Source organism: Promicromonospora sukumoe 327MFSha3.1, assembly GCF_000385135.1.
GTDB classification, from domain to species: Bacteria; Actinomycetota; Actinomycetes; order Actinomycetales; family Cellulomonadaceae; genus Promicromonospora; species Promicromonospora sukumoe_B.
The window spans coordinates 69,350-84,538 of record NZ_ARQM01000003.1; the positions used below are offsets into that span (position 1 = coordinate 69,350).

At 72.3% G+C, this 15,189-nt stretch carries 14 protein-coding genes; 2 read left to right on the plus strand and 12 right to left on the minus strand.

The genetic code is table 11. From position 1 onward, the window contains the following. Positions 1 to 15: 15 nt before the first annotated feature. Positions 16 to 1,821, minus strand: coding sequence for a DEAD/DEAH box helicase (locus H291_RS0101885; protein ID WP_020013281.1), 1,806 nt, complete (start codon positions 1,819 to 1,821; stop codon positions 16 to 18). After that, positions 1,818 to 2,120 (minus strand): DUF3039 domain-containing protein, encoded by a 303-nt coding sequence (locus H291_RS0101890; RefSeq protein WP_020013282.1) that lies wholly within the window; start codon positions 2,118 to 2,120, stop codon positions 1,818 to 1,820. Before H291_RS0101890 ends, H291_RS0101885 begins: the two co-directional genes overlap by 4 nt. 182 nt (positions 2,121 to 2,302) lie before the next feature. On the opposite strand from H291_RS0101890, the gene H291_RS32150 reads away from it, so the two are divergent. Continuing rightward, a complete protein-coding gene (locus tag H291_RS32150; RefSeq protein ID WP_020013283.1) occupies positions 2,303 to 3,712 on the plus strand; it encodes an AAA family ATPase in 1,410 nt (469 codons plus the stop codon). Between the two features lie 49 nt (positions 3,713 to 3,761). On the opposite strand, the gene nagB is transcribed toward H291_RS32150, so the two are convergent. The 6 genes from nagB to H291_RS0101925 form a co-directional block, all read right to left on the minus strand. Then, entirely contained in the window at positions 3,762 to 4,541 is a 780-nt protein-coding gene (gene nagB, locus H291_RS0101900; protein WP_020013284.1) for a glucosamine-6-phosphate deaminase, read from the minus strand. Further along, complete coding sequence (locus H291_RS0101905; RefSeq protein ID WP_020013285.1) at positions 4,541 to 5,524, minus strand: ROK family protein; 984 nt, start codon at positions 5,522 to 5,524, stop codon at positions 4,541 to 4,543. Before H291_RS0101905 ends, nagB begins: the two co-directional genes overlap by 1 nt. A 65-nt stretch (positions 5,525 to 5,589) precedes the next feature. Next, positions 5,590 to 6,441, minus strand: a complete 852-nt coding sequence (locus H291_RS0101910) for a carbohydrate ABC transporter permease (RefSeq protein ID WP_020013286.1) — start codon at positions 6,439 to 6,441, stop codon at positions 5,590 to 5,592. Then, the gene (locus tag H291_RS0101915; protein ID WP_026365295.1) at positions 6,438 to 7,385 is read right to left on the minus strand and encodes a carbohydrate ABC transporter permease; all 948 of its coding nucleotides are present in this window, start codon (positions 7,383 to 7,385) and stop codon (positions 6,438 to 6,440) included. The genes H291_RS0101910 and H291_RS0101915 overlap by 4 nt, the downstream gene beginning before the upstream one ends. A 135-nt stretch (positions 7,386 to 7,520) precedes the next feature. After that, complete coding sequence (locus H291_RS0101920; RefSeq protein WP_020013288.1) at positions 7,521 to 8,813, minus strand: extracellular solute-binding protein; 1,293 nt, start codon at positions 8,811 to 8,813, stop codon at positions 7,521 to 7,523. 90 nt (positions 8,814 to 8,903) lie between these two features. Next, positions 8,904 to 10,058 (minus strand): ROK family transcriptional regulator, encoded by a 1,155-nt coding sequence (locus tag H291_RS0101925; protein ID WP_020013289.1) that lies wholly within the window; start codon positions 10,056 to 10,058, stop codon positions 8,904 to 8,906. A gap of 308 nt (positions 10,059 to 10,366) precedes the next feature. Here H291_RS0101925 and H291_RS0101930 point away from each other — a divergent pair, with 308 nt between their 5' ends. After that, positions 10,367 to 11,341, plus strand: a complete 975-nt coding sequence (locus H291_RS0101930; protein ID WP_198012379.1) for a DUF4349 domain-containing protein — start codon at positions 10,367 to 10,369, stop codon at positions 11,339 to 11,341. 9 nt (positions 11,342 to 11,350) lie between these two features. Here the strand turns inward: H291_RS0101930 and H291_RS0101935 are convergent, their stop codons facing one another. From H291_RS0101935 to H291_RS0101950, 4 genes are all read right to left on the minus strand, one after another. After that, complete coding sequence (locus tag H291_RS0101935; protein ID WP_020013291.1) at positions 11,351 to 12,127, minus strand: MerR family transcriptional regulator; 777 nt, start codon at positions 12,125 to 12,127, stop codon at positions 11,351 to 11,353. Continuing rightward, complete coding sequence (locus H291_RS0101940) at positions 12,120 to 13,382, minus strand: MFS transporter (protein ID WP_020013292.1); 1,263 nt, start codon at positions 13,380 to 13,382, stop codon at positions 12,120 to 12,122. Before H291_RS0101940 ends, H291_RS0101935 begins: the two co-directional genes overlap by 8 nt. A 71-nt stretch (positions 13,383 to 13,453) precedes the next feature. Further along, positions 13,454 to 13,858 carry a RidA family protein gene (locus H291_RS0101945; protein WP_020013293.1) on the minus strand — a complete coding sequence of 135 codons (405 nt, stop codon included), beginning with the start codon at positions 13,856 to 13,858 and terminating at the stop codon, positions 13,454 to 13,456. A 32-nt stretch (positions 13,859 to 13,890) separates the two neighbouring features. Continuing rightward, positions 13,891 to 15,138, minus strand: a complete 1,248-nt coding sequence (locus H291_RS0101950) for an alanine racemase (protein WP_020013294.1) — start codon at positions 15,136 to 15,138, stop codon at positions 13,891 to 13,893. Positions 15,139 to 15,189 lie beyond the last annotated feature (51 nt).

The window sequence follows — 15,189 nt, forward strand, 5'->3', positions numbered from 1 at the left end:
CGTCTCGCTCTCCTGCTACTTCTGACCGACGAACCAGCGCCGCACCTGGGCCACCCGGGCGGTCAGCTGATCGGCCGTCGCCAGGGGTACCTCGGGCCCGCCGCACTTGCGGCGCAGCTCGGTGTGGATGATCCCGTGCGGCTGCCCGCTGCGCTTGGCCCACGCGGAGACGAGCTTGGACAGCTCCTTGCGCAGCTCCGCCGCACGCCGGTGCTCCTGCTCCGACCGCTCCGCCTCCACCTCGCGGGCCGACGGCGCCCCGCCGCGCGCCTTGAGGTGGTCGGCCTGGCGCTGCCGGAGCAGCGTCGCCACCTGGTCGGGCTCCAGCAGACCGGGCAGGCCGAGGAAGTCGAGCTCCTCCGCCGAGCCCACGTCGGCTCCCGCGCCGAACTCGCCGCCGTCGAACAGGACGCGGTCGAACGAAGCCTGGGCCTCGAGCGCCTGGAACGAGCCGAGCAGCTCGCCGGACGCCTTCTCCTCCTTGTTGGCCTCCGCGATCAGCGCGGCCTCCGGGTCGTACTCGATGCCCTGCTCCTCGGCCGTGCGCGGCCGGTCGAGCGCGTGGTCGCGCTCCTGCTCCATCGAGTTGGCCAGGTTCAGCAGCGGCGCGACGCTCGGCAGGAAGATCGACGCCGTCTCGCCGCGCTTGCGGGCCCGCACGAACCGGCCGATCGCCTGCGCGAAGAACAGCGGCGTCGAGGCGCTCGTGGCGTACACGCCGACGGCGAGGCGCGGCACGTCCACGCCCTCCGACACCATGCGCACGGCGACCATCCAGCGGTCCTCGCTCTGTGCGAACTCCTCGATGCGCCCCGAGGCGCCCTCGTCGTCGGACAGGACGACGGTGGGGCGCTTGCCGGTGATCTCGTGCAGGTGCGCGGCATAGGCGCGCGCGTTGTCCTGGTCGGTGGCGATGACCAGGCCACCGGCGTCGGGCACGGTGCGGCGCACCTCGGTCAGGCGCTTGTCCGCGGCCGAGAGCACCGACGGGATCCACTGCCCCTCCGGGTCCAGCGCGGTACGCCAGGCCTGGCCGGTCATGTCCTTGGTCATGGACTCGCCGAGGCGGGCGCTGACCTCGTCGCCCATCTTGGTGCGCCAGCGCATGTCACCGGCGTAGGACATGAACAGGACGGGCCGGACGACGTGGTCGCGCAGCGCCTCGCCGTAGCCGTAGGTGTAGTCGGCCTTGGAGCGGCGGATGCCCTCGGCGTCGGCCTCGTACTGGACGAACGGGATCGCGGACGTGTCGCTGCGGAACGGGGTACCGGTCAGCGCCAGCCGCCGCTCACCGCCCTCGAACGCCTCGCGGACGGCGTCGCCCCAGCTCAGGGCGTCGCCACCGTGGTGCACCTCGTCGAGGATCACCAGGGTGCGCTGGGCCTCGGTGCGGGCACGGTGCAGCGCGGGCTTGGCCGCGACCTGGGCGTACGTCAGCGCGACGCCGTCGTAGTGCGAGCCGTGCCGGCCCTGCGAGTTCTTGAAGTGCGGGTCGATGCGGATGCCCACGCGCGCGGCGGCGTCGGCCCACTGGGTCTTGAGGTGCTCGGTGGGCGCCACGACGGTGACCCGCCGGACGATGCCCTGCTCGAGGAGCTCGGTGGCGATGCGGAGCGCGAACGTCGTCTTGCCCGCGCCAGGGGTGGCCACGGCCAGGAAGTCCCGCGGGTTGGTCTCGCGGTACTGCTCCAGGGCCTCCGCCTGCCAGGCGCGCAGACTCGACGCCGTGCCCCAGGGGGCACGACGCGGAAAGGCAGGGCTGAGCGACGAAGCGGCCGCAGACGACGGTGTGTGGGGCAGCTGCTGCGGCTGGCTCGTCACTTTCCGGAGTCGCCCTCGCCGCCGTCCTGCGGGTCGCGGAGACCGTCGTAGATCTCCTTGCACCGGGGACACACCGGGAACTTGCCCGGGTCCCGGCCCGGAACCCAGACCTTGCCGCAGAGCGCGATCACGGGCTTGCCGCTCATGGCGGACTCCATGATCTTCTCCTTGCGCACGTAGTGCGCAAACCGCTCGTGGTCTCCCGGTTCGGTCTCCTCCCGGGTCTCCTCGCGCTCGAGGACGCTCGTACCGCCCTGCGTACTGGGCTCGTCCTGCGGGCTGGAGAGTGGTTCGGTCATGCACCCGAGTCTACGCGGGACCACCGACACCGACTCCAGCGGCGCGCGCTCCGGACCAGGTCGAAAGGTCCCGTTCCGACCTCACGTGACGGCCGGGCACACGCCGCCCCGCGGGATCCCACGCCGTCTGACGCGCGGAATTCCTTGCGGTCGTGTCGGTGACCCCCGCTATAACTGTCTGCATGTCATCTTCCCGCCCTGAGAGGAGCCTCACGCTGCCCGACGACGGCGCCGTCCCCGCGACCGATCTCGCCGCGACCCTGTCCACCGCTCTCGCCGACGACCCCATCCCCCGCGGTGCGCCCGACCCGGTCTGGCCCGACTTCGGCGACCACGACGAGGCCGCCCGGCGCGCCGTCGCAGCCGTCGCCGCGATGCTCGGCCGCCCGGTCCCCGACCGGCCCCGCGAGCCCCGCACGTCCAGCGAGTGGCTCGGCCGCCTGTGGGACGTCGACGAGAGCACGCTGGTGAACGTCTCCCGCGACATGTCGCGCACCCTGCAGCGGCTGCACGCCTACGCGCTGCAGCGCTGGGTCGACCGGCACCCCGACGACGTCGCGGTGTTCGGCCCCGGCGGAGCGCCGCAGCGCGCGGCCCTGGACCTCGGCAACGGCACCTCGGTGAGCGTGCCGGCCGTCGCCACCGTCCACTTCCCGGCCGGGACCGCCTACGACACGGCCGTGGCCGTCGAGGTCGCCTACCGGTACGGCACGCCAACGATCACCGCGTTCACCCCGCCTGGCGGGCTCTCGCTCGCCGAGCGGGTGCTGGCGGACCTGACCCGCACGCTGGAGGCGGACCACCCCTACCGCGGCGGCGTGCTGTCGGCCCGGCCCGGGAACGGCACCGTCGAGCTGACGCCGGTCAGGCACACGGTCCAGGTGCGCGGCGACGTCGTGCTGCCCGCCGACCTGTGGCGCGAGGTGGACCTGTTCTGCTCCAGCGTGACCACGCGGCGCGACGCGCTGCGGGCCCTCGGCCACACCACGTCGCGCGGCCTGTTGCTGGCCGGCAAGCCCGGCGTCGGCAAGACCAAGCTGACGCGCGTGATCGCCACGGAACTCGCGGGGCCGCTCACGGTCGTGCTCGTCACCGCCGAGGTGCTGCGCACCTGGATGACCGAGCTGTACGAGGAGATCCGCGGGCTCGGCCCGTGCCTCGTGGTGCTGGAGGAGATCGACTCGGTGGCCTCGAAGGGCTCGCGCGGCGACACGTCGTTCGCCGAGTTCCTGGACGCCCTGGACGGCACCCGCAGCTCGGACGACGTGCTGACGGTGGCCACCACGAACGACCCGGACGCCCTGGACCCGGCGGTGAAGCGGCCGGGCCGGTTCGACACCATCATCGAGGTGCCGCCGCCGGACCAGGCGGGACGCACGGCGATCCTCCGCCTCTTCCTGCCACCGGACGCCCCGGTGGACGTCGACCTGGTCGCCTCGTACCTGGACGGCGCCACGGGCGCGGACCTGCGCGAGGTCGCCCGCCGCTCCATCCTGGAGCACGGGCCGGAGGGCCTCACGACCGGCCGGGTCGCCGACGTGGCGACGTCGGGCCGGTGGAAGCCCGCCCCGGTCGCGGGCAACTACCTCTGACGTGTCAGACGCTCAGATCCCTGGAGTGAACTGAGCGTCTGACACGTGGCTACAGGCCCTGCCAGTCGGGCTTGTCCGCGTACGTCTGCCGGTAGTAGTCGGCGAGCTGGAGGCGGGACGCCGCCGCGTCGTCGACCAGCACGGTGGCGTGCGGGTGCAGCTGCATGATCGTGGCGGGCCACATCGCCGAGACCGGACCCTCCACGAGCTGGTGCACCGCCTCGGCCTTGGCGCGCCCCGACGCCAGCAGCACCAGGTGCCGCGCCGACATGATCGTGGCAAGGCCCTGCGTGAGGCAGTGCCGGGGCACGTCGTCGACGGAGCCGCCGAAGAACCGCGCGTTGTCCTCGCGGGTCTGCCGGGTCAGGGTCTTGATGCGCGTGCGGGAGGCGAGCGACGAGCCGGGCTCGTTGAACGCGATGTGCCCGTCGGTCCCGATGCCGAGGAGCTGCAGGTCGACGCCGCCGGCGTCCTGGATGCTCGCCTCGTAGGCGGCGCAGGCCGCAGGTAGGTCGGCGGCGAGACCGTCCGGCCCCTGCACCGCGCCGGCGGGCAGGTCGACGCGGGAGGCGAACTCCTTCTCGATGACGTTCCGGTAGCGCTCCGGGTGGTCGGCGGGCAGGCCCACGTACTCGTCGAGCATGAAGGCGCGGGCGCGCGCGAACGAGAGCCCCTCCTTGTGCCGGGTGGCCAGCTCGTCGTACACGGCCAGCGGTGACGACCCCGTGGCCAGGCCCAGCACCGTCTCCGGGTTGCTCCGCAGCAGCCCCTCGACGGCGTCCGCCGCCAGTCTCGCCAGCTCGGCCGCCGGCGCGATCACGACCTCCATCAGCTTCTCCTTCCCAGGACCGCGGCGCCCACCGCCGCGACCGGAACGTGCGTCGGCGCCAGACTGACCCGCTCGGCCAGCTTGAGCGACCCGAGGAACGACGACACCTTGGCCTGCTCGCGCAGCGCGTCCTGCACCGCGTCCAGCAGCTCGGTGCCGAGCTGGGCCACGCCACCGCCGAGCACGACGTGCCGCACGTCGGTGGTCAGCACCAGCAGCCGCACCGCGGACGCCGTGGCGGCCGCGAACCGGTCCTTGACCGCGACGGCCTCCTCGTCGCCGGCCCGCGCCGCCTCGAACAGCTCGACCGGGGCGGGCTTGCCGCGCCGCGACGGCCACGCCGCCTCCAGCGCCTTGCCCGAGGCGAACCGCTCCAGGCAGCCCCGCTGCCCGCACGGGCACTCCGGCCCGAGCGGGTCCACGGGGATGTGCCCGATCTCCCCGGCCGCGCCGCTCGCGCCGCGGCGGAGCTCGCCGTCCAGCACCAGGCCGGACGCGAGGCCCGTGCCCAGCGCGAGGAACGCGAGGTCCTCGTGCTCCGGCGCGCCGCCGGCCCGGCTCTCCGAGCGCTCCAGCACGTGCGCGGCGCCGACGGCGGCAACGTTGAGGTCGTTCTCCACCACGACGGGCACGCCGCCCAGCGCCAGGGAGAGCAGGTCGGCGAGCGGCAGCTCGTCGTCGTGCACCCCCAGGTTGACCGCGTGCTTCACGGTGCCGGACACGTGGTCGACGATGCCGGGGATGCCCAGCCCGACGCCGACCACGGCCGCGAGCTCCACCCCGCCCGACTCGACGACGTCCCGCACGGCGCCCACCGCCCCGGCGACCAGGCCGTCGGCCCCGTGCACCGTGGACCGGCGCACCGTGGCGACCACCTCGCCCGCCGGGTCGAGGAGCGCACCGAGAATCTTGGTGCCGCCGATGTCGAGGCCGACCGTGTACTCGGGCGCGGCAGCCCCCTGCCGCTTGCCGACCTTTCCCATCCCGACCTTTCGCTTGCTGGAACCACCCTTGGAACTGCTGCCGCCGGACTTCCGCCGACCGCCCATCAGCCCTTCACCGCGCCGGAGACCAGCCCGCCGGTCATCCGGCCCTGCACGATGAGGAAGAAGATCACCGCGGGGATCGCGATGAGCACCGAGGCCGCCATGACCGCACCCCAGTTGGTGGCCTGCGTGGCCTGCACGAACGTGCGCAGCCACAGGGGCAGGGTCATCGCCTCGGGACGCTGCATGATCACCAGCGCCGTGACGAACTCGTTCCACGCCTGGATGAACGCGAACACACCGGTGGCCACCAGGCCCGGGGCGAGCAGCGGGAACGTGACCCGCCAGAACGCGCCGGCCCGGGAACAGCCGTCGATCATCGCCGCCTCCTCAAGCTCCTTGGGTACCCCGTTCACGAATCCGCGTAGTGTCCAGATCGTGAACGGCAGGACTCCCGCCGTGTACACGAGCGTCAGGCCGATGATCGTGTTGAGCAGCTGCCAGCCGTCGATGATCCGGAACATCGAGATGATCATCGCCTCTCCGGGGATCATCTGGACGACGAGGATCAGCACGATGAAGGTACGGCGGCCCTTGAACTGGAACCTGGTGAGGGCCAGCGAGGCGACGAAGCCCACGACCAGCGCGATCACCAGGGTCAGGAACGTGACACCGATCGAGTTGAGCACGGCCGGCGCGAAGGGCGCCCGCGGGCTGAAGATCGCCGCACGGTAGTTGTCCAGGGTGAACACGTCCGGCGTCGGGAAGAACGCCAGGTTCTCGCCCCGGATCCGGTTGTTCGGCAGGAACGAGGTGCTGACCATCCAGTACACGGGGAAGGCCGAGAGCACGAAGACCATGAGGGCCAGGACGCCGAACCCGGTGTCGGCGAGTCGCTTGCGGATGTTGATCACAGCTCTTCCTCCCGCAGCGTCCGCCGCACGTAGGGGTACGCGATGGCCAGCATGACGATGACGAAGATGACGCCGATCGCGCTCGCCACGCCGTAGTGCCCCTGGGCCATACCCGTCTGGTAGATGTAGACGCCGATGGTGCTGGTCAGCTCGCGGTCACCGCCGATGTCCTGCAGCACGAAGACCTGCGTGAAGAGCTTCAGGTCCCAGATCATCGACAGCACCACGAGCACCGTGACGATGCTGCGCACGTAGGGCAGCTGGATGAGCCGGAAGCGCTGGAACGCGCTCGCGCCGTCGAGCTGCGCGGCCTCGATGACCTCTTCCGGGATCTGCGTCAGGCCCGCGTACAGCGTGAAGGCGACGAACGGCACGGCGCCCCACACGACGATGCACGTCACGATCACGAAGAACGACAACGGGTCGAGCAGCCAGGAGTAGCCGAACCACCGGTCCCCGGTGATCTTGGTGAGCAGGTTGTTGACCACGCCGTACTGCGTGTCGAACAGCCAGCCCCACACGGTGGTCGCGGCCAGCGACGGCATGGCCCAGGCCAGCAGCAGGCCGACGGAGACCAGGAGCCGCATGGCCTTGCCGACCCGCATCATCAGCAGGGCCACGAGCATGCCGAGCACGATCGTGACGACCACCAGGACGACCATGAGCACGAAGCTGCGGGCCAGCACGGTCCAGAAGCCGTCGACGTCGGTCAGGATCGCCGCGTAGTTGTCGAACCCGACCCACTCGGCGGGCAGGCCCATCAGCTGGGCCCGCTCGTACTCCTGGAACGACATGACGACCAGGCGGACGAGCGGGAAGCCGGTCAGCACGCCGAGGAGGACCATCGTCGCCGACAGCAGGAGCCAGGGCAGGTACGGGGGCCGGCGCTTGCGCCGGATCTCTTGGCGCGGTGGCGCCGGGGCATCGAGAAGTGTGGAGCTCATGTCCTGTCTTCCTCTGAGGCGGCCGACTGCCGCTCCACTGGAAGAGCAGCCGCGGGCATCAGGCGGGCAGTGGTGTCCCGTCCCGCCCGGGCTCGAGGTGGCGCCGGGCGGGACGGGAAGTCGTGCTGACCGAGGTCAGCTGTTGAGGATCTCCTCGATGTCCGCGTCGAGCTTCTCCGCGATGGTCTTCACGTCCTCGCCGGCGGCGATGCGCGAGAACGCGGTCTGGAGCAGCGTCTTGGACTCGACGTCGGCCCACTTCGGGGAGGCCGGCGTGAGCTTCGCGTTGGCGGCGGCCTCGGCGGCGGCCTTGCCGATCGACGTCGACTGGTCGACCTTCTCGAAGAGCGAGGTCTTGGCCGGGAACAGGCCGATGCCGGCGAGGATCGACTGGTACTCGTCGCTGAGCAGGATCTCGTAGGCGCTCATCGCGAGGTCAGGACGCGCGGACTTCTGCGCGATGGCGATGTTCGAGCCGCCGGCGAACACCTGGGCGGCGCCGCCGTCCTTGCCCGGCAGGGCGAGGCCCTCGAGGTCCTTGCCGTACGTGGAGGCGCAGCCCGGGACGCCGTCCGGGTCCTCCGGCTTCTCGGGGGCGTTGATGGACCACTGGATCCAGCTCGGCGCCGAGAGGAAGGCGACCTTGCCCTCGCAGAACGGCACCTGCAGGTCGGTCTCCTGCGCGTCGGACGGGGCGTTGTTGCCCTTGGTCATGATGGTCTGGATCTGCTCCAGGCCCGCGAGGCCGCCCTCGGACGAGAAGCCCGCGTCCCAGGTGCCGTCCTCGGCCTGCTCGGCGATGTAGCCGCCGTTCTCCCAGATGAAGGGCAGGGCGTTGTACCAGTCCTGGCCGGGCCAGTAGACGCCGGACAGGTCGTCCGTCTTCAGGTCGACGGCCGTGTCGACGTACTCGTCGAGGGTGGTCGGCACCGCGGTGTCGCCCAGGACCTGCTTGGAGTAGAAGACGACGCGCGAGCCCGAGTAGTACGGCAGGGCGTAGTGCTTGCCCTCCCAGTCGCCGGCCTCGACGAAGCCGGGGAGCAGGTCGGAGCCGCCCAGCGTCTCGAACTCGTCCGCGGTGATCTCGCGGAAGTAGCCCGCCGAGGTGAACGCGGCGGCCTGGGTGTTGCCGATCTCGACGACGTCGGGGGCGTCCGAGCCGGACAGCGCCGTCGTGTACTTGTCGACCAGGCCGTCCCAGGCCTGCTCCTCGATCGTGAGCGTGCTCCCCGGGTTCTCCTCCTCGAACGTCTTCTTGAGGTAGTCGCGCGCCTCGGGGGGCGTGTCGGTGCCGACGAGCCAGACCCGGACCTCGCCGGGACCGGTCTCCTCGGGGGCCGCGGCGCCGCCGGCGTTACCGCAGGCGCTGAGCGCGAGCGTCAGGGTGATCGCCGACGCCGCAGCGCCGACGAGACGGTTCTTGTTCACGTGTGGGTTCCTCCCGGGATACGACTGTGTGTCGCGGAACATAGGGAAAGCTCGATGGGATGCCCTCCGCCCACACGTGCGCACTGATGCTCACGAGACCCCCAGCTGGGCGGAAAGCACGAGGACGGCGGCACCCGCCAGCACCACGTCCTCGTCGAGTGCGGCCATCCGCAGCTGCAGGCCGGTGTTGATGGCCGGCATGGTCCGCTGTCGGATGGTGTCCAGCGCAGCCTCGCGCAGGGGGCCGTCGAGCAGGTCGCGCGGACCGCTCAGCAGCACCTCCGTGAGGTTGAGCGCGCTGACGACCGGGGCGAGGGTCACACCCAGCACCCGGCCGGCCGACGCCAGGGCGGCGTCGGAATCTTCTTGGCTCTTGTCCGCCACGGCGCGCCGCAGCGCGGGCACGGACAGGACCGTCTCGAGGCAGCCCACCCGACCACAGGCGCAGGGCTCGCCATCGTCCACGACGGTGACGTGGCCGATCTCGCCCGCGGCGTCGCGCTGGCCGTGCACCCGCACGCCGTCGACCACCACGCCCGCGCCGACGCCCGCACCGACGGTGACCACCAGCATGCTGCCGGTCGCGCCGCCGTAGGTGAACTCGCCGAGCGCCGCCGTGTTGGCGTCGTTCGCCACGTGCACGGGCAGGCCCAGGCGCTCACCCAGGATCTCGGCGAGCGGCACGTCGTACCAGCCGCGGTTCGGCGCCTCGACGACGCGCCCGTCCAGGTCGATGATGCCGGGCGAGCCCACGCCGACGCCGATCACGGGATGGTTCGCCGCCGCGACGAGCCGGCGGACGAAGCGGGTGAGCAGGTCGACCAGCTCGTCACCCGTGCGCCCGTCGATGTCGAGCTGGCGGCGCACCTGGATCTGGCCGGTGAGGCTGAGCACCGCGCCGCGCATGTGGCCGTGCTCGGTGAGGTCCACCGCGACGATCTGGTAGGCGTCCGTGCGCAGGCCCACCAGGATGGCGGGCTTGCCGACGCGCTGGCCGGGGCGCGTGCCGAGCTCCTCGACCAGGCCTTCGGTGATGAGCACCGAGACGAGGTCGGAGATGGTCACGCGGGTGAGCGAGGTGGCTCGTGCGAGGTCGGCCCGGGAGGTGGGCCCCTCGTGGAAGAGGTGCTGCAGCACCAGGGACCGGTTGTGCGCCCTGGCGTGCTCGGGAAGCACCTTGGACGTCGCGCGCAGCCGTGCCCCGAGCCCTCGCCCGGTACCGCTGCGTTCTGTCGCCGTCGCCATGTTTGTTAGTAGACCTCCTTAACAGAGTCGCTGTCCATTGCCGGGTATGACCCGTAACAAGACTGTTACTTGGGTCACGCTGCTCCTGGCTCCGGACGGACCCCGTTCGACGTGGACCGATTACTTCACGTGCCTGACGAATCCGAGCCTGCACCAAGCGGGCGGGCGGAGCACGGCGTGACCGGAACGTGATCAAGAACCGTGCAAAACAGATGAAAAATCGGGTCACCTGGGCCACAAGTTCACAAAGGGATCACAGTTCTCAGTTGAGGCCGGTTCCGGCACGGCCGGGCTCCTACGCTCGTCCCATGATTCGCAACCGGTCTGCTCTTCGGGACGCGGGACCACCCGCACGCCGACTCGTCCGCGCACTCGTGGCAGCGGTGGCCGGCGGCACCCTCGTCGTCTCCCTCGCGGCGTGCTCCGGCGGCGGGGACTCCGGCTCGGAGGCGGCGACCGACGGCGGCGCGGCGCGCAGCGAGATGGTCGCCCCCGGCGCCGCGGCGGACCAGGCGGCCGACGCCGCCACCGGTGCGATCGGCCTCACCGAGGCCCACGAGGAGACGGTGGACCGCGAGCTGATCACCACCGGCAACGCGACGCTCGCGGCCGAGGACCCCTTCGCGGCCGCCGAGCAGATCACCGGCCTCGTCGAGGAGGCCGGCGGCCGGGTCGAGGCCCGCGACGAGCGCGCCGAGACCGACGACGAGCCGGGCAGCGCGTCGATGACGCTGCGCATCCCCGCCGACCGCGTCTCGGCCACCCTGGACGCTCTCGACAAGCTGGGCGACGTGCGCGACCGGCACGTGGAGACGGTCGACGTCACCGGCACCGCGCAGGACCTGGACGCCCGCATCGAGGCGCTCCGCACCTCGACCGACCGGCTGCGCGAGCTCATGGCCGAGGCCGACCGCACCGCCGACCTGATCGAGATCGAGGCCGAGCTCTCCACGCGGCAGGCCGAGCTGGACTCCCGCGTCTCGGAGCGCAACCGGCTCTCGGACGAGGTCGCGATGTCGACCCTGCAGGTCGAGATCGTCGCGGAGGGCACCCCGGCGGCGCAGGCGAAGCCCGGCGGCTTCGTCGGCGGCCTGACGGCGGGGTGGAGCGCGCTGGTCAGCACGTTCAACGTGGTGGTGCTGATCCTCGGCGCGATCATCCCGTGGCTCGCGCTCGGCGGCGTGGTGCTGCTGGTGGTGGTCGGCGTGCGCAGGCAGCTCGCCAAGGCCCGCTCCGCCGGCCCGACGCCGCCCGCCGTGGAGCCGGAGCCCGTCGAGCCCTGAGCCCTGGCGCTACGTCAGGCCGGGCTCCCCCGGCAGCTCGAACCTCCCCTCCAGGCGCTCGATCATCTGCAGCTGCTCCTCGTTGAGCTGTCCGGACGTGTACTCGCCGACCAGCTCCGCGGACCCGCTGAGGTCGATGTGCTCGCCGGCAGCGACGAGCTCCGTGAGCACCGGCCGGAACGTCAGCACGAACTTCTCCGCCAGGGCCGCGGACTCCTCGTCGGTGCTGCCCGGACCGAGCCGGGCGAACCGTTCGGCGATCTCGGTGACGGCCGGGACCATCTCCGGCCGGGTCAGCCGTTCGTAGAAGCGCTCGAGGAACGGCATCGCGTCGTCGCCGACGAGGTGGGCGAGGAGCACGGACTGGTCGCGGTCCGCCCGCACGAGCTCCGGCGAGAGGTCGGCGGTGGCGAACACCGCGAAGAACGGGGCCAGCTCCGGCGGGAGGTCGGGGGCCACGGAGTGCTCGCGAAGCCGCGCGATCAGCTCGCGCTGGGCGGCGAGCCGGTCCATCTGCTCGGCCAGCTCCTGGTCGAGCTCGTCCAGAAGCTTTCGCGGGTCGGCGTCGGGGCCGGCGGAGTCGTCGAGCAGGGCGGGCATGCGGTCGAGCGGTATGCCGAGGGCCGCCAGCCGTTTGATCCGGAGGACCCGGACGAGGCTCTGCACGCCGTAGTCGCGGTAGCCGTTGGAGCGCCGCTCCGGCTCGTCGAGCAGACCCACCTGGTGGTAGTGGCGCAGCGTCCGGACGGTCACGCCCGCGAGGCGGGCCAGCTCGCCGCTATGCACCGGTGGTCACCATCGCCTCCTGGGTCGTCGGGTCCGCGGACGGCTCCAGGTTACGCAGCGACCGCGCGAACAGACCCACGGCCATGGCGACCAGCCACACGCCGGCCAGCGCCACGGCCGCGGTACCGACGCCGATGTACTCGGTGACGACCGCGGCAGCCATCAGGCCGACGGTCGGCGCCGCGATCATGATCGAGTTCTGGGTGCCCATGACCCGGCCACGCATCTGCTCGGGGATGCGCTCGATCATGAGCACGCCCATCAGGCTGCCGAACAGGCCGCTGGAGAGCCCGACCACGAAGGCGCCGGCGAGGACCACCCACACCGAGGACAGCGTGGCGATGATGCCGAACCCGAGTCCCGTCCCCACGAGCCCCGCGAGGAACCAGGTCCGACGGCGTCCGCGCGTGCCGGCCACGGCGTACGACGCGGCGCCGGCGAGGAGCCCGGCGGCGAGAGCGGTGAGCACGAACCCGAGCATCCCGGGCTGCTCCACCCGCGTGAACCAGACCGGCAGCACGAGGGCCTGCAACGGCCCCAGCACCATCGCGGAGACCACGGTGAGCGCGGTGGTCGCGACCAGGAAGGGGCTGCTGAACAGCACCCGCCAGCCGTCGCGGAGCTGCGCCCAGCCGTTGCCCCCGGCGGCCGCTCCGGTCCCCGCGACACCGCTCGCGGTCGAGACGTCCCCGACCCGGTGCGGGACGAGGAGGGTGAGCAGCGCGGCCAGGAGCGAGGTCGCCGCCGTGATCCACAGGACGGTGGACCCGTCGAAGAGCACCATCAGCGTCCCGGCCGCCGCGGGCCCGAGCAGCAGCGCGATCGCGCCGAGCCCCTCCCGGATGCCCATGAGGCGTTCCGCGCTGACCCCGCCGTGCCGCACGATCGCCGGCAGCAGAGCCTCACGAGCGGTCATCCCGGGCACGTCGCCGAACGACCCGATGATGCCGAACAGGATGAACCAGCCGAGGTCGAGCCCGGAGACCATGTCGACCACGGGCAGCGCCGCGACGGAGGCCGCCGAGACGAGGTCCGTGACCACGGACGACGTCCGGCGGTTGATCCGGTCGATCACCACGCCCATGACCAGGCCGGCGAGCACCGCGGGAAACGCGGTGGCCGCGGCCACCGCGCCGGTCCCCAGGGCGCTCCCGGTGGTCTGCAGGACGATCAGCGGGAGCGCCACGCCGGCTATCGAGTTGCCCAGCAGGGAGAGCAGGTAGGACGCCAGGTACGCGACGGGAGTGAGCCTCATGACCCCAGTGAGAACTATGACGTCGCGTCGGGGTCAAGCCCGGCCGGTGTGACACCGGCCGGGCCCGCGGGTCAGTCGGTGATCGCGAGCGCGTCGATCTCCACGAGCATCTCCTCGCGGGGCAGCCCCGTGAACACCGTGGTCCGGCTCGGGAGCACGCCGCCCGGGCAGTGCTTGGTCACGAACTCGCCGTAGGCCTCGTTCATGATCCCGAAGTCCTCGCGCTTGGTCAGGTACACGCGCAGCATGACGACGTCGTCGAACGTCGCGCCGGCGGCCTCGACGATCGCCCGGACGTTCTCCAGCGTGCGGGTGGTCTGGGCGGCGACGTCGCCCTCGTGGACGTACTGGTTCGTCGCCGGGTCCATGGGGCCCTGCCCCGAGACCTGCACGAACGGCCCCTTGCGCACGCCCTGGTGGAAGGTGTGCGCGGGCGCCGGGGCGTCCGGGGTCGAGATGGCGGTCTTCGCGGTCATGTCGTTCTCCTTGCGGGTATCTCGGTGATGGGTCAGAAGCTCAGCGTGACCTGCTCGGCGACCTCGTCGCCGCGGGTCACCAGGGCCGTGCGGTACTTGTCGAGCGTGGTGCACGGGTGCGAGATGCCGAACCCGACGACGTCGCCGGGCCGGAGCGCCCCGTCCGCGGAGCCGTCCCCCGGGCCCTCCGCCGCGCCGTCCAGGGACAGGTAGGCGTGCTGGTCGTTGAGCGCCGTCACGGCGACGCCGGTCAGCTCGCGGGCCTCCCCCAGCCGGCCGTCGGCGTCGGCCGCGCGCACGACGAGCGGCGTCGGCAGGTCGATGTCGAACGAGACGTCGCGGCGGCCCATGCCGCAGATGACCAGCCCGGGCTCCGGCGCGGACAGCACCGAGGCCCAGACCGTGATCGCGGGGCGCAGCGGCTCCGCGCCCAGCCGGGTCCACGGGTCGGTGCGCAGGTAGTGGCCGTGATCGTGGGTCACGTAGGCGCCGGAGCGCAGCACCACGCGGGTCGACAGCGCGCCGGTGGCGGCGGCGCCGTCGTCCGCGGCGGCCTGGAGCGGCTCGCCCAGGCGCCGGGTCACGACGTCGGCGAACGCACTGCCGCCGGCGCTGAGCACGACGGGGCCGTCGACGAGGCTCGCGACCAGCGCTCCCGCCTCGCGCAGCCCGTCGCACCACTGCCCGACGGCGGCCAGCTCCGCGGTGCTGGTGCCGCCGGCGACCGGACCCTCGTAGCCGGCGACGCCGACGAGCCGCAGCCCGGCGTCGTGCACCCGGCCGGCGAGCGCCACGGCGTCGGGCACGGAGCGCACCCCGGTGCGGCCGGCGGGCACGCCGAGCTCGACGAGCACGCCCAGCCGCGCGGCGACCTCGGGGGCGGCGCCCGCGAACCCGTCGGCGAGCAGGCCGACGCCGCGGTCGGAGTCGACGTAGACCCAGACCTCGTCGGCGGTGCCGTCGGTCAGGGCGGTGCGGAGCCACGCGATCTCGCGGGGGTCCACGAGCTCGTTGGCGAGGAACGCGCGGCGTCCGGCGCCGGGGACGCCCCAGCCGAGGGCCGTCCGGAGCTGGGCGGGGGTCGCGACGGTGGCGCCCCAGGCGCCGGCGGCGACCTGCCGCTCCCAGATCTGGCGGGACATGTGCGTCTTGACGTGCGGCGCGTGTTCCACGCCCGCGGCGGCGAAGGCGCCCGCCACGGTCGCGATGTTGTGGTCCAGAGCCGGCTCGTCGAGCGTCAGCAGGGGCCAGGAGAACCGGGGGTCGTCGATGCGCAGCACGACCCCATCCTGCCGTGCGGTCCGGGCTGGCGACGAACCGGTCCGGTGCGC